The sequence below is a fragment of the Gillisia sp. Hel_I_86 genome, from assembly GCF_007827275.1.
GTDB lineage: Bacteria > Bacteroidota > Bacteroidia > Flavobacteriales > Flavobacteriaceae > Gillisia.
The window spans coordinates 3007120-3021069 of the sequence record NZ_VISE01000001.1; the positions used below are offsets into that span (position 1 = coordinate 3007120).

The window sequence follows — 13950 nt, forward strand, 5'->3', positions numbered from 1 at the left end:
GGCTTTCTTGTTTTGGCGCAAGACCATAAAAACATAGGCATGAAATTAACAATACTAGGTTGTTATGCGGCGACCCCAAGAACCTTTACCAATCCTACCTCCCAGGTACTCGAAATAAACAATCATTTATTTTTAATAGATTGTGGAGAAGGCACTCAAGTTGAATTGCGTAGAAATAAGATCAAATTTTCCCGCATCAAGCACATCTTCATATCGCATTTACATGGGGATCATTGTTTTGGATTGGTAGGCCTTATTTCGACTTTTAGATTGTTAAATAGGGAATCCGAGCTTCATGTATATGGACCAAAGGGGATAAAGGAGATAATAACCTTACAGCTCAAGTTGTCTAAATCTTGGACAAACTATCCTTTGCTTTTTCATGAGCTAGAAAGTAAAAATCCTCAATTACTTTTTGAAGATGAGAAAGTTACCGTTGAAACGATTCCATTAAATCACAGAATATATACAAATGGCTTTTTATTTAAAGAGAAACCCGGTCCTAGAAAACTGTTGATCAATGAGGTCATGAAATATAATATTGATGTTTCATTATACCAGAGTGTAAAAATGGGCAAGGATGTAGAATCCAATGATGGGGAAATAATTCCAAATCATTTGGTAACCGGACCTCCCGAGGATCCTATGAGTTATGCCTTTTGTAGTGATACTGCTTATTATCCTGAAATGGTATCCCAGATCATGAATACTACGGTTTTATATCATGAATCTACTTTTCTCGAAATCAACAAGGAGCTGGCAACACCTACAAAACATGCTACAGCCATACAAGCCGCTTTAATTGCCAAGGAAGCCAAGGTCAATAAATTGATCCTTGGTCACTTTTCTACGAGATATTCAAGTATTCAATTGTTTAAAGAAGAAGCACTTACCGTTTTTCCAAATGTAGACTTAGCCGATGATGGCAAAATATTTATTTTTTAATGCATTTTTCTACAAAATCCCATAAGAAATTTATGCTATAAACCAATATATGTAGGTTTTAGCACTATTTATTGTTAAAAATATTAATAAAATCGCTTAACCGCATTATTAATACTGTATTTAGTCGGATATATTTGTATTTTGGCTTTGCCAAATCATTAAACCTACTTACTTATGTTAACTTCTACAAAGCAATTTTGTATTGCTATAGTGTGCATTATTACACTTGTGTCCTGCTCAAAAGACAGTACAATTTCAGAAAATGAAGTACAATTACAATCTGTAGAGCTAATAAACTCTATAGCATATTCGGCAATAGAATCCGATATTCTAAAGGCTATAAATAAGTACAGGGAAAGTAAAAGTTTAAATACACTCGTTGGAGCGGATGAAGTTACTTTTCAGGCCGATGATCATACAGCATATATGACAGATAATGAAGTGGTAAATCATGATAATTTTAATGTACGTTATAGCAACTTAGTAACGGGTGTTGGAGCTAAGGCAGTAGCAGAGAATGTTGCTGTTGGTTATGGTAGTGCAGATGCTGTAGTAAATGCCTGGATTGCCAGTGAAAGTCACCGTGTTAATATTGAAGGTGATTATACACATTTTGGAATTTCTGTAGGTAAAGATAAAAATGGTAAGAACTATTTTACCAATATCTTTATGAGAAGATAATAGTTCTATTTACCCCAATTATTATTAATTAGATTAGTCAATTAATACCTCCTTGAGGGTTTAATTTGTGAGAATATGATTCCCTGATGCTTGCATTGTACGAAGGGGAAAGTTTAAAAACCTCTTCTTCCAATAAATACCTTGTATGCTTGCATCAAGGCAGTTTATTATATAGCTAAAGAAATCTTCAATTATTAGGACTAAAACTTATAATATTAAATACAGTAATTAGTTGCATAAATCACTAATTTCCACCAGGTTCACAACAATTTTGTGAGAAATAAAGGCAATGGAGCAAGAATATGAATATACAGGAAATTTTCTTCCTGTTTTTTTGAAATAATCAAACGAAAAATGCTACCCAAATTGGATAGCATTTAACATGTATTTTAAGTTGAACTATCTTCTTTCGTACATTAATAATCTATGGGAATCTCCTTCGATCAAAGGGAACTTTTTTAAATCTATTTCATAAATCCATCCGTCTTCTACAGTATTGAAAACATCATACTCAGATTCCTCTGTATATCCCAATTCTTGCCTTGCATAGTTTAACCAGGTTTGATAGGTTGGAACATCCATCACCTTTTCGTTGGCTTGTACGGTTAAAAAATCCCCTTCTAAACTAATTTGGAATTTTGCAGTTGCATTGTTTTTGAACTTTCCCATATCGTCCCAATTACCTTCGTCCATTTTATATAGGGCGAAGCTATTAAGATCTTTTGGGTTAAAATCCACAGCATACACGGTATGATTTCTACCATAGTTATCGGCATCAAGCATACCAGGCACAGAACAACTTGTTATTAAAAAGAAAGAAAATGAAATTAAAATGAATTTTACAAAAGAAGAAGGGGTGAACAATTTAGGCAAGCCTAAATTAGCGTCGCTCAATTTTAACATAGGGGGACTACTTTAAAAATTTTTAAATTTTTTTAATCGTAGGTTAAAAGAGCAAAATCTTTTGGGAAAACTTTGATCTGGGACAAACATAGAGGAATCAATGCTTACAAAACATTAATAATCAAAATTTTAGACGTAATCATCGAAAAAATAGACAAAATACAACATGTTAAATCGAAGTTAAATACGACTTGATTTATTAAAAAGTTATTAACAATTCTTGATTTGATTTGTATAATTTCAGATAGTATTATTTTAATATAGGGTACTCAAATTCTGTGCAAATCACTAAATTGCAATAAAGACAATTCAATGAGTAAAAATTTAGCAAATTACCGTAAGGACTATAGTAAAATGGAGTTGTTGGAGGAATATGTCTCTAAAGATCCTTTTGTTCAATTCAGAAGTTGGTTTGAAGAAATGGAAGCTTTAAAAACCCCTTCGGAAATTAATGCCATGAATGTTTCCAGTATTGGTTCGGATGGGTTTCCTAAAAACAGGATTGTTCTTTTGAAAGAGTTTAATGAGGAAGGTTTTATTTTTTATACCAATTTTGGTTCAGATAAGGCAAAAGCACTTATGGAAAATCCCAATACGTGTTTATCCTTTTTTTGGCCAGAACTGGAAAGGCAGGTAATTATTAAGGGAATTGCCGAGAAAGCTTCAGAAGCCATGGCGATTGCTTATTTTAATTCCCGCCCAAGGGAAAGTCAGCTGGGAGCTTGGGCATCCCATCAAAGCGCTGAAATTGCTTCAAGAGCAGTTTTAGATAAGACACTAAGGGAATTAACCTTGGAATTTCATGATAAACCCATTCCAAAACCCGATTTTTGGGGCGGTTTTCTAGTGAAACCAGTAGACTTTGAATTTTGGCAGGGAAGGCCAAATAGATTGCATGACCGTATTTTATATACAAAAGAGGGCAAAAATTGGAGTTTTAAACGCTTAGCACCATAAATATGAAAAGGCTTATATTAATTAGACATGGAAAATCTGCTTGGGATCAAAATCTGCCAGACGAAAAGAGGCCTCTAAAAAAAAGAGGAGAAAAAGATGGGTTGCTTATAGCTCGGTCTTTTTCAGCATTTTTTCAGAAACCTGTAACAGTTTGGTCCAGCCCAGCTGTTAGGGCTCTGTCTACCGCAAAAATTTTCAAAAATGAATTGGGTATAGAAGACCAACATTTTAATATTAAACCTTCCCTATACACATTTAACAGTGGAGATCTATATTCGCAAATTCAGGGTTGTGATTCAGAAATAGATTATTTAATGGTCTTCGGGCATAATCCTGCAATGACAAATCTTGTAAATAATCTTGGCGATTCCTACGTAGACAATGTGCCTACCACAGGATTAACAGTAATAGATTTTAAAACAGATAGTTGGGAAAACCTCAAAAACGGAAAAACTATTCTAAGTTTATTCCCTAAAAATTTACGATAATATTAATGGGTAACAACCAATACATCAATAGAGAGCTAAGTTGGCTTCAGTTTAATGCGCGTGTTCTTCAAGAAGCAGAAGATGAATCTGTTCCACTGATTGAAAGACTGCGATTTTTAGGGATTTTTTCCAATAACTTGGATGAATTCTTTAAAGTTAGATATGCTACCATTAAACGAATAGATCTGGCGGGTAAAAGTGCAAAGAGTATTTTAGGGGGAATAAAAGCAAGTAAGCTTTTAGAAGAGATCACCCAAATTGTAATAGAGCAACAGTCAGAAAGCCTAGAGGTGCTCCACAGTATTCAAGAAAAACTGAAGGACCATGATATTTATATCATCAATGAAAAACAGGTTTCAGGATCTCAAGAAGCATTTATAAAGAATTATTTTCTATCCAAAGTGAGTCCTGCCCTGGTGACCATCATTTTGAACGATTTGGTGGATATTCCCAGCTTAAAAGATAGCGCTGCATATTTAGCGGTAAAAATGGTGATGGAAGAGGAGATCCCACAGCAAGGGATTTCAAAATTATTGAATCGTCATATCCACGATAAGAAATATGTTTTAATTGAAATCCCAAGAAGTATAGACAGGTTTGTAGTACTTCCCACAGAGGATGGGAAACAATATATAATTCTACTGGATGATCTTATTAGATTTAATCTTAAAACGATCTTCAATATTTTTGAATATGAAAGCATTACAGCCCACATGATAAAAATTACCAGGGATGCCGAACTGGATATAGATAGTGATTTAAGCAAGAGTTTTATTGAAAAAATAACTTTGAGTGTTCAACATAGATTAAAGGGCGATCCCGTTCGGTTTGTGTACGATATGAATATAGGAGAGGATACGCTTGCCTTTTTATTGGGAAAAATGGGAATTGACTCTACAGATAGTATTATTCCGGGAGGTAGATACCATAATAGAAGGGATTATATGAACTTCCCAAACCTCGGCAATGATAAATTACTTTATCCTGCTATAGAGCCACTTCCAATAAAAGGATTGGTACTCCAAGGGAGTTTATTGGGAATGATTGCTAAAAAGGATTATTTGCTTTATGCTCCTTATCAAACCTTTGCTTATGTGGTGAAATTTCTAAGGGAGGCCGCCTTAGACCCTAAAGTGAGAACTATTAAAATAACTATTTATAGGCTTGCCAAGGTCTCACATATTGCCAGTTCCCTTATTAATGCTGTGAAGAACGGTAAAAAAGTGGCTGTACAAATTGAGTTAAGGGCGAGGTTCGATGAAGTTGCAAATATTAAATACGCCGAGCAAATGCAGAAGGAAGGCGTGAAGTTGATCTTTGGTGTTACGGGCTTAAAAGTACATTGCAAAACTTGTATTATCGAGCGGGAGGAAAAGGGAAAATTACATAAATACGGCTTTATAAGTACCGGAAATTTTAACGAGTCTACTTCTAAAATTTATACAGACTATACTTTATTTACAGGAAATCAAGAGGTACTTAAAGAAATAAACAAGGTGTTCGATTTTTTTGAAATTAATTATAAGGTAAGTAGGTACAAGCATTTATTGGTTTCTCCACATTATACCAGAATGGCATTGATCAAACTTATTTCTAAGGAGATCGAGAATGCCCAAAACGGCAAAGAATCGGGAATCAAACTGAAGCTTAATAGCCTGTCAGATTTTGCTTTGATAGATAAATTGTACGATGCCAGTAGGGCGGGGGTGAAAATTCAACTCATCGTGAGGGGAATATGTTCCTTAATTCCAGGAGTACCTGGAATGAGCCATAATATTGAAGCAATTAGTATAGTGGATAAATTCCTGGAACATCCAAGGGTTTTTATCTTCGAAAATACTGGCAATCCCAAGGTCTATATATCATCTGCCGATTGGATGTCTCGAAATATGGATTACCGGGTTGAGGTTTCCTGTCCTATATATGACGAGGATATAAAAAAAGAGATATTGGATACGTTCATGATTAGTTGGAAGGACAATGTAAAAGCTCGTGTTTTAAGTGCAAACCAGGAGAATGCTTACAGGAAAAAGCAGCTTCCTTCCATCCGGTCCCAATATGCATTATACGATTATTACGAACAAAAATTAGAAGAAGTAAAAGTTTGATCACACAACACAAATATGCAGCTATAGATATAGGTTCCAATGCGGTTCGGTTATTGATTTCCACAATAACAGAGCAGGAAGGAAAAGAGCCTATTTTCAAAAAAACCTCATTGGTACGAGTTCCTATTCGTTTGGGGGCCGATGTTTTTATCACTAGCATGATTTCTAAAGAAAATAAGATCAGAATGATAGATACGATGAAAGCATTTCAACTATTAATGAAATCCCATAAGATCGAAAAATATAAAGCCTGTGCAACTTCAGCAATGAGGGAAGCAGAAAATGGGGTTCTCGTTGCCGAAGAAGTTTTGGAAAAAACAGGGATCGAAATTGAGATTATCGATGGCAGCCATGAGGCAGCGATTATTGCCACTACAGACCTAAACCTGCTGCTTCAAAACGACAAAACATATCTCTATGTAGATGTTGGGGGTGGTAGTACAGAATTCACTTTATATTCCAATGGAGAAAACATCACCTCAAAATCTTTTAAATTAGGAACGGTTCGATTGCTCAAGAATATAGTGGACCCTGATATTTGGCAAGAGGTGGAAACATGGATAAAAACCGTAACCAAAAATTATCATAGAATAGATCTGGTGGGCTCTGGAGGGAACATCAACAATATTTTTAAGAGCAGTGGAAAAGCAATTGGTAAACCCCTTAGTTTTCTATATTTAAGTTCTTATTATCAATTATTGAATTCCTTTACTTATGAAGAGCGAATTACAGAATTGAATTTAAACGATGACCGCGCCGATGTTATTATTCCTGCAACGCGCATTTATCTCTCTGCCATGAAATGGACCAAAGCAAGACGCATATATGTACCTAAGATAGGATTGGCAGATGGGATTATAAAATCATTGTATCAGGAAAAAATTTAATTCCTCATTGAGGATCTCATTCCCTGTGGCTCAGCCTCGATTTTATAAATATTTTTCCTCCCGATAATTATCTGGACATACACCTCGTGGGCTTGCCCTGAGGTTCTTGATTTGCTATCCGTGAATGCTTTGGTTTTTACTTAAACCTTTCATGATTTCCGCTTCAAATTCCAATAATTCCTCCCATTTTTGATCAACTTCTTTACGGTCTCCATATTCTCTGGCAAAGTTTAAAAATAAGGTGTAATGATTCGCCTCACTTACCATTAAGTGCCTATAGAAATCCCTTAATTCTTCTTCCTCTAATTTTTCTGAAAGTATTCTAAAGCGTTCACAGCTTCTGGCTTCAATAAGCGCTGCTATCAATAATCTATGTACTAATTGTGTAACACGGGAGCCTCCTTTTGGGAAGAATTTCAGCAATTGCAGGACATATTCGTCCTTACGATCACGCCCCATGATATAGCCTCTTTTCAGCAATTTATCATGTACCATTTTAAAATGTCCCATTTCTTCCCTCGCCAAAGCGGTCATTTCTGAAACCAGCCGTGAATATTCTGGAAAAGAAACAATTAAAGAAATTGCCGTAGAAGCCGCTTTTTGCTCGCAATAGGCATGATCTGTAAGGATTTCTTCCAGGTTTTTCTCCGCAATAGAAGCCCAACGCGGATCTGTAGGTAGTTTTAAGCCAAGCATATTTATATATCTAGATCAAAAGTTTTACGGAGCTTTTCCAATAATGGGTTTTGCTCTTTCAACTTATTGAATTTTTCCATATCGGTAAATGCATATTTCTTCGCCACCTGCTCGTTCACATGAATTTCCAGTGTTATAAGTGTGTTTTGAAGTTTCTTTTTTAGAAAGCTCATCAAAGGATGGGTATGTCTCTCTAATTCATTTTTCATGGTATCTGCGGGTAACTCTATAGAAATCACTTTCCCGGTTAGCTTCGGCATATCGGTTTCCATGATAGAAGCCAGAATTTTTTCCCCTTTATTCTTTAATCTATGTATGTATTCATCCCAAGCGGCATGCAATTGGGTCTCGTTGATAGGCTCATCTAAAACTTCGCTTACAGGAGCTTTTTCTCCATGTTTTTTGGCAAGGATCTCTTTTTTCTGTCTGATACTTTTTAATGATAGTCCAGAAACTTTTTTAGGTGAAGTTGCTTCAGTTTTTTCTTGAGTATTTGTTGAAATATGTTCTTTTAGATCTTCTTTTTTTTCTGAAGCAGATATAACTGTGTTTTCTGAAGAAGTTTCTTTTCGTTCAATCTTGGTAGAAGCTTCAGTTTTCCCTTCTTTTTTTTCTGAAGGAATGATTGTCGAAGAATCTGAGTTTTCCGCATTTTCAGAAAATTCATTTTCGGAAATCACTTTTTTTGCTTCCGTAGGGATTGAAACAGGAGCAACTTTGGTATTTTTAAAATGACTTGGAGAAATTATGAATGGCTCAGGCTTTTTTTTTTCTCCATCAAAATTGATAGAGGCAAGCTGCATAAGGCATAATTCCACCAACAACCGCTGATTTCGACTTGCTTTGTATTTAAGATCACAATCGTTGGCCATTTCTATTCCCTTCAATAAAAAGGAATGAGAAGTTTGCTGGGATTGTTTAAAATAATTCGCCTTGGCGGTTTCTCCAACTTCAAGAAGGTCTATTGTTTTTTGATCTTTACACACCAAAAGATCCCTAAAATGAGAAGCTATTCCCGATATAAAGTGATGGCCATCGAATCCATGAGATAATATGGTATTGAAATCTACCAATAATTGTGGGATATCATTTTCTATTATTAGCTGGGTAATATTTAGGTACGTTTCATAATCCAGTACATTAAGGTTTTCTGTAACTGCCTGCCTGGTTAGTTTTGCACCGGTAAAACTTACGACCCTATCGTAAATAGAAAGAGCGTCACGCATGGCACCATCGGCTTTTTGAGCAATGATGTGCAAAGCTTCCTCTTCAGCTTCAACTCCCTGCTGTTCTGCAATGTAACCAAGATATTTTCTCGCATCTTTTACCGTGATCCTTTTAAAATCGAATATCTGGCAACGGGAAAGGATCGTTGGGATAATTTTATGCTTTTCGGTAGTGGCAAGGATGAAAATGGCATGTTTTGGCGGTTCTTCCAATGTCTTTAAAAAAGCATTAAAAGCTGAAGCAGATAACATGTGCACTTCATCTATAATATAAACCTTATATTTTCCAACCTGCGGTGGGATCCTAACCTGATCTATCAGATTCCGAATATCATCTACAGAGTTATTGGAAGCCGCATCGAGTTCAAAAATATTAAAGGCAAAATCCTCATCTGGTTGTTGAGTGCCATCATGATTGATCATTTTGGCAAGGATACGTGCACAGGTGGTTTTTCCTACTCCTCGTGGGCCCGTAAATAATAGAGCCTGGGCTAAGTGATTGTGTTCTATGGCATTTAAAAGCGTGTTGGTAATAGCTTGTTGTCCCACCACATCTTTAAATGTTTGTGGGCGATATTTACGCGCCGATACAACAAAATGCTCCATAGATAAATTTTGAAAAACAAATATAGAAATACCATCCCGAAGATGTAAACCTATTGCCGGTTTTTTATCAATAATATTTACCCGATTTTTCTGAAATTCTATAGTGCTTTGATAATGCTAGATTTAAAATGCTACAGTACCTTTGCAGCAAAGTAGGCTACCTTATCGCCACACCCCCGGTGTGGAGGAAAGTCCGGACACCATAGAGCAGCATAGTGGGTAACACCCACCAATCGTGAGATTAGGACAAGTGCAACAGAAAGTATGTACAGGTGAAGCTGTAGTGAAACCAGGTAAACTCTATGCGGTGCAATGCCATGTATACCGGCATTTAAGGGTTACTCGCCCGTTGCTGGAGGGTAGGCAGCTAGAGGTTCTTGGCAACAAGGATCGTAGATAAATGATAAGGATCCCGATCTTGATCGGGAGACAGAATCCGGCTTATAGGCCTACTTTTTTATTATGTTTTCTGCCCAGTTAAATGCTTCTTCCAGCTCAGCAAAAACTTCAAAAGGATAGTTTGTGAATTTTTTCTCGAATTGTGGCATATCTGTAGTAGACTTTACTTTATCTACAATTGCAATTCCCTTAAAATTGGGATAATTGCCTAACCCCAAATAAATGGTGGGAACTACATTATAGTCATTTTTCCTGTTTGCAACATAGATGAATGGTGTATCGGGGAAGTTCTCTAAACAAACGTCTATCATTATCTGGCATAAATCTTTATTAAAAACCATCCCTTCGTGCATTGTAGATACAACACAACATTCATAAAATTCAAGCGAAGTAAAACTCAATTCAACTGTTTTTAATAGCCTGTTCATTCTTTAATTTTGATTTTAAAAAAGCTGAAAACTGAATTTCCATACCTTCTGTCCACATCAAAATTTTGAAAACCAGAAAGCTTTGAATATTTGGAATGCTCGATTATAAGCATGCCCTCTTTATTCAATAGTTCTTTGTCGAAAACAAGATCTACTATATTTTTGAACTGATTATCTTCGAAATTGTAAGGAGGATCTGCAAAAATAATATCTGCTTTTATTGGGGCTCTTTCCAAATATTTAAAAACATCACTTTTAATCGGAGTGATATCCATTTCCAATTCCAGGCTTGTCTTCTTTATGAATTTTACACAGTCCATATTTTCATCTACGGAAGTTACAGAAACCGCACCCCTAGAGGCAAACTCGTAAGAAATATTTCCAGAACCTGAGAATAATTCCAATACGTGTAATTTATTAAAATGAAAGTTGTTGTTCAAAATATTAAACAAACCTTCCTTGGCCATATCGGTGGTTGGTCTTACGGGCAGTTTTTTAGGGGCCGTAATTCTTCTTCCTTTATGTTGGCCAGATATTATTCGCATGTAAGGGTTTTTAAAAGAGAAAAAGCTTCTCTATGAAATGTTTTGGATTGTTCCAATTTGGAAGTAAAGTTAAAATCTGGGATCAAGAAATCCATATTTTTAACATACGTATATGCGATGCTGAAGTTATCTGAATCTTTTGAAATATCCCCTAATAACCAAAGGTTGAATTCTGAAGGATCTATTTGTAATTGTTCTGCCGTAAACAGCAAATAATAAATAAAATCTTCTTTAGTATCGTATTGAAAAGTATTTGCCAGCAGTAATTTATTGTCCTTTACGATAACAAGATCATAATAACCGGAATAATCATTTAAATAAACCTGCGCATTTTTACCCTCGTTATTTTTTGCCAGAACCGCTTCAAGTAGAACAGAGATATTATGCTTAAATTCGAATTCTCCATACTTATCAAAGAAGTAATTATTGATATTGGTATACGGGATATAAACATTTACCAGATCGTGAGCTAACATATCATGTGCTACGATATCGGTTTTTAAGATCTTGGTATTGAATTTTAAATAGGTTGAAGCTTCTTCTTCGATAAAAAAAGCCCCTGGGACTACGGTGTATAAATTATTGGAGAAAAGTACAATTACTTCCTGGAATTCATTTTCAAGATTGATTTCTTCGGTATAAAGCTTTTCTATTTCCTTTAAAATTTGAATAGGGCTATGCTCTTTGCCAAGATCGATCTTTTTGTACCAAGCTATCTCGTTGTTGCTGCAATTTAGAATACAAAAAGAAAATCCATTCAGGCGAACCTGAATGGACATTTTCATATTACTTATAGTATTTTTAGTAATTGTCTTTGTCTCCACCATAGTTATCAAATCCATTACCACTAGTACTAACCTCGGTCATGGAACCAACACTAATAAATGGACCATTTACATCATCTACAGAAACTACTTGATTCTCTGTCATGATAAGATCTTTGTCTTGGTCAAATAAAACAACTTTTTTAGCAACCTTAGCTTCAAATACAGGGATTTTAATTTCATTTTTAAGGATAGTGCCAGCATCCATCGTAAATTGGGCATCTACACCATCTACAGGAACTTTCATCATATCTTTATAACGAGTAGAATTCTTGAATAAAGAATCTTTTACAGATGCAGTACCTAAAGTATCTACGATCACAATATCTTTATATTGATCTACCCCATAAGTTTTTTTGTATTCTTCATCTAAAACTGTAGAATCCCTTCTTTGTGTTAAAGTATATTCCGCAGTATCAATAAACCTCACTAATTTGTCGAAATCTTTTTCGAAACTTCCTGTGATTTCTTGGTGTGCCAATTGTGCAGCACGAATATCCTTAAGCCGATCGATTACTTTAGCGTAACGTTTCTCTTTAACTTTATTGAATTTAATGGGCTCATACACTGCGTTAAACACCATGTATCCCAAGAAGATGATCACAATCCAAAGGAGTAATTGAATGACAAGTTTCATGCGGTTGACTTTTTTAGTTATTAGAGTTCCTCGCAAATCTACAATTTTTTTTTATTCGTAAAAGTTTCTGCCCTAAAAATCCATTGCTATCTTTGAGAATTGCAAGATAGCCCATGGAAACGATTACTACCAATAAATTTTACGATCTGCTAATCAACGAGTTAGGCTTTAAGGCGAAAGCAAAACAAGATATTGCATTGCAACAATTAGCTTCTTATGTGGTAAATCCTACTCCAAATTCGTTGTTTTTACTAAAAGGATTCGCAGGAACCGGTAAAACTACCATCATAAGTTCCCTAGTAAAAAATCTTTGGAAGTTAAAAAGAGCGGGTATTTTATTGGCTCCAACAGGTAGAGCTGCAAAAGTAATTTCGTTGTATTCCAATCAAGAAGCACAGACCATTCATAAGAAAATTTATTTTCCGAAGAAGACAGGTGGAGCCGGGGTCACATTCGTATTACAACCAAATAGACATAAGAATGCAGTGTTTATTGTAGATGAAGCATCGATGATCCCAGATGAGGATCTGGATTCCAAGTTGTTCGAAAATAAAGGATTGCTTTCAGACCTCATTCAATATGTAGATTCCGGGCAAAATTGCCAGTTGATATTTATTGGGGATACCGCCCAATTACCTCCAGTGAAGTTAGATTTAAGTCCTGCACTGATGGAGCAGTCTTTAGCTCGGGATTATGATAAGGAAGTGATCCATATAGAGCTGGATGAAGTGGTAAGGCAGAGCGAAGAGAGTGATATCCTTTTAAATGCTACAAGAATTCGGGAAGCTTTGGCTGAAGAATTTTATGAATCTTTCAAATTTAAGTTGACTCAAAAGGCAGATCTGGTTCGATTAATGGATGGAGATGAGATTTTGGATGCCATTCAGGATTCGTATGATAATTTGGGTCATGAGGACACAAGTATCATTGTGCGATCTAATAAACGGGCCAATCAATACAACCAGCAAATACGAGCCAGGATATTGTTTCAGGAAGAAGAAATCTCTTCCGGGGATTATTTAATGGTGGTAAAGAATAACTATTTTTGGGTAAAACCCTCTTCTGAAGCTGGTTTTATAGCCAATGGGGATATTGTAAAGGTGCTGGAGATATTTGCTATTAAAGAGCTGTACGGCTTTCGTTTTGCTGAAGTAAAAGTGCAAATGGTGGACTATCCAAAAATGGCTCCTTTTGAAACTGTTGTGATCTTGGATACTTTAGAAAGCAATACGCCTTCTTTAACTTATGACGACAGCAATAGACTCTATCAAGAAGTGATGAAAGACTATGAAGATGAAACTTCAAAATACAAGAAATTCTTAAAGGTGAAAAACAACAAGTTTTTTAATGCGCTTCAAATTAAGTTCTCTTATGCAATGACCTGTCATAAATCCCAGGGAGGGCAGTGGCATACTGTTTTTATAGAGCAGCCATATTTGCCTAATGGGGTGGATAAAGAGTATCTTAGATGGCTTTACACCGCCGTAACGAGAGCCAGTGATAAGCTTTATTTGATAGGCTTTAAAGACGATTTTTTTACTGAAAATTAAAACAAATCTATTGTCACATCGAGCGGAGTCGAGATGTTTAGCAAGATTATCCTTTATAAAAAGAGCAAAT

At 35.6% G+C, this 13950-nt stretch carries 14 protein-coding genes and 1 other RNA gene; 8 read left to right on the top strand and 7 right to left on the bottom strand.

Translation table 11 applies throughout. The features are described from left to right. Window positions 1–39 precede the first annotated feature (39 nt). Together JM83_RS13570 and JM83_RS13575 are read left to right on the top strand one after the other, a co-directional pair. Entirely contained in the window at window positions 40–945 is a 906-nt protein-coding gene (locus tag JM83_RS13570; protein WP_144962713.1) for a ribonuclease Z, read from the top strand. Between the two features lie 228 nt (window positions 946–1173). Next, window positions 1174–1626 (top strand): CAP domain-containing protein, encoded by a 453-nt coding sequence (locus JM83_RS13575; RefSeq protein WP_261376468.1) that lies wholly within the window; start codon window positions 1174–1176, stop codon window positions 1624–1626. A gap of 399 nt (window positions 1627–2025) precedes the next feature. Here JM83_RS13575 and JM83_RS13580 read toward each other — a convergent pair whose 3' ends face one another. Beyond that, the gene (locus JM83_RS13580; RefSeq protein WP_144962715.1) at window positions 2026–2529 is read right to left on the bottom strand and encodes a hypothetical protein; all 504 of its coding nucleotides are present in this window, start codon (window positions 2527–2529) and stop codon (window positions 2026–2028) included. A 312-nt stretch (window positions 2530–2841) separates the two neighbouring features. Here JM83_RS13580 and pdxH point away from each other — a divergent pair, with 312 nt between their 5' ends. Genes pdxH through JM83_RS13600 form a run of 4 tightly spaced genes read left to right on the top strand, consistent with a single transcriptional unit; the run spans window position 2842 to window position 6969 of the window. After that, window positions 2842–3486 carry a pyridoxamine 5'-phosphate oxidase gene (gene pdxH / locus JM83_RS13585; RefSeq protein WP_144962716.1) on the top strand — a complete coding sequence of 215 codons (645 nt, stop codon included), beginning with the start codon at window positions 2842–2844 and terminating at the stop codon, window positions 3484–3486. A gap of 2 nt (window positions 3487–3488) precedes the next feature. Next, window positions 3489–3974, top strand: a complete 486-nt coding sequence (locus tag JM83_RS13590) for a SixA phosphatase family protein (RefSeq protein WP_144962717.1) — start codon at window positions 3489–3491, stop codon at window positions 3972–3974. A gap of 5 nt (window positions 3975–3979) precedes the next feature. Further along, window positions 3980–6082, top strand: a complete 2103-nt coding sequence (ppk1, locus tag JM83_RS13595) for a polyphosphate kinase 1 (RefSeq protein ID WP_144962718.1) — start codon at window positions 3980–3982, stop codon at window positions 6080–6082. After that, window positions 6079–6969 carry an exopolyphosphatase gene (locus JM83_RS13600; RefSeq protein ID WP_144962719.1) on the top strand — a complete coding sequence of 297 codons (891 nt, stop codon included), beginning with the start codon at window positions 6079–6081 and terminating at the stop codon, window positions 6967–6969. The genes ppk1 and JM83_RS13600 overlap by 4 nt, the downstream gene beginning before the upstream one ends. Window positions 6970–7083: 114 nt before the next feature. Here JM83_RS13600 and JM83_RS13605 read toward each other — a convergent pair whose 3' ends face one another. Both JM83_RS13605 and JM83_RS13610 read right to left on the bottom strand, forming a co-directional pair. Next, window positions 7084–7665 (bottom strand): tRNA-(ms[2]io[6]A)-hydroxylase, encoded by a 582-nt coding sequence (locus JM83_RS13605; RefSeq protein WP_144962720.1) that lies wholly within the window; start codon window positions 7663–7665, stop codon window positions 7084–7086. A gap of 2 nt (window positions 7666–7667) precedes the next feature. Continuing rightward, the gene (locus tag JM83_RS13610; RefSeq protein WP_144962721.1) at window positions 7668–9497 is read right to left on the bottom strand and encodes a DNA polymerase III subunit gamma/tau; all 1830 of its coding nucleotides are present in this window, start codon (window positions 9495–9497) and stop codon (window positions 7668–7670) included. A gap of 149 nt (window positions 9498–9646) precedes the next feature. Between JM83_RS13610 and rnpB the strand changes: the two genes are divergently transcribed. Further along, window positions 9647–9957: RNase P RNA component class A (gene rnpB, locus JM83_RS13615), an RNA gene on the top strand. On the opposite strand, the gene JM83_RS13620 is transcribed toward rnpB, so the two are convergent. From JM83_RS13620 to JM83_RS13635, 4 genes are read right to left on the bottom strand one after another with little or no spacing between them, the layout of a single operon-like run. Beyond that, the gene (locus JM83_RS13620) at window positions 9947–10324 is read right to left on the bottom strand and encodes an STAS/SEC14 domain-containing protein (RefSeq protein WP_144962722.1); all 378 of its coding nucleotides are present in this window, start codon (window positions 10322–10324) and stop codon (window positions 9947–9949) included. The genes rnpB and JM83_RS13620 overlap by 11 nt on opposite strands. After that, window positions 10321–10869, bottom strand: coding sequence for an RsmD family RNA methyltransferase (locus JM83_RS13625; RefSeq protein ID WP_144962723.1), 549 nt, complete (start codon window positions 10867–10869; stop codon window positions 10321–10323). The genes JM83_RS13620 and JM83_RS13625 overlap by 4 nt, the downstream gene beginning before the upstream one ends. Then, window positions 10860–11654 (bottom strand): DUF3822 family protein, encoded by a 795-nt coding sequence (locus JM83_RS13630; protein ID WP_261376469.1) that lies wholly within the window; start codon window positions 11652–11654, stop codon window positions 10860–10862. The genes JM83_RS13625 and JM83_RS13630 overlap by 10 nt, the downstream gene beginning before the upstream one ends. 16 nt (window positions 11655–11670) lie before the next feature. Next, a complete protein-coding gene (locus JM83_RS13635) occupies window positions 11671–12330 on the bottom strand; it encodes a hypothetical protein (protein WP_144962725.1) in 660 nt (219 codons plus the stop codon). A gap of 113 nt (window positions 12331–12443) precedes the next feature. On the opposite strand from JM83_RS13635, the gene JM83_RS13640 reads away from it, so the two are divergent. Then, window positions 12444–13880 carry an ATP-dependent RecD-like DNA helicase gene (locus JM83_RS13640; protein ID WP_186435000.1) on the top strand — a complete coding sequence of 479 codons (1437 nt, stop codon included), beginning with the start codon at window positions 12444–12446 and terminating at the stop codon, window positions 13878–13880. The last annotated feature ends 70 nt before the right edge of the window (window positions 13881–13950 follow it).

Excerpts from the sequence above, each read along its gene's own strand:
- JM83_RS13570 (WP_144962713.1), top strand. The coding sequence starts at position 40 with ATGAAATTAACAATACTAGGTTGTTATGCGGCGACCCCAAGAACCTTT.
- JM83_RS13580 (WP_144962715.1), bottom strand. The coding sequence starts at position 2,529 with ATGTTAAAATTGAGCGACGCTAATTTAGGCTTGCCTAAATTGTTCACC.
- pdxH (WP_144962716.1), top strand. The coding sequence starts at position 2,842 with ATGAGTAAAAATTTAGCAAATTACCGTAAGGACTATAGTAAAATGGAG.
- JM83_RS13590 (WP_144962717.1), top strand. The coding sequence starts at position 3,489 with ATGAAAAGGCTTATATTAATTAGACATGGAAAATCTGCTTGGGATCAA.
- ppk1 (WP_144962718.1), top strand. The coding sequence starts at position 3,980 with ATGGGTAACAACCAATACATCAATAGAGAGCTAAGTTGGCTTCAGTTT.
- JM83_RS13605 (WP_144962720.1), bottom strand. The coding sequence starts at position 7,665 with ATGCTTGGCTTAAAACTACCTACAGATCCGCGTTGGGCTTCTATTGCG.
- JM83_RS13610 (WP_144962721.1), bottom strand. The coding sequence starts at position 9,497 with ATGGAGCATTTTGTTGTATCGGCGCGTAAATATCGCCCACAAACATTT.
- JM83_RS13620 (WP_144962722.1), bottom strand. The coding sequence starts at position 10,324 with ATGAACAGGCTATTAAAAACAGTTGAATTGAGTTTTACTTCGCTTGAA.
- JM83_RS13625 (WP_144962723.1), bottom strand. The coding sequence starts at position 10,869 with ATGCGAATAATATCTGGCCAACATAAAGGAAGAAGAATTACGGCCCCT.
- JM83_RS13630 (WP_261376469.1), bottom strand. The coding sequence starts at position 11,654 with ATGAAAATGTCCATTCAGGTTCGCCTGAATGGATTTTCTTTTTGTATT.
- JM83_RS13635 (WP_144962725.1), bottom strand. The coding sequence starts at position 12,330 with ATGAAACTTGTCATTCAATTACTCCTTTGGATTGTGATCATCTTCTTG.
- JM83_RS13640 (WP_186435000.1), top strand. The coding sequence starts at position 12,444 with ATGGAAACGATTACTACCAATAAATTTTACGATCTGCTAATCAACGAG.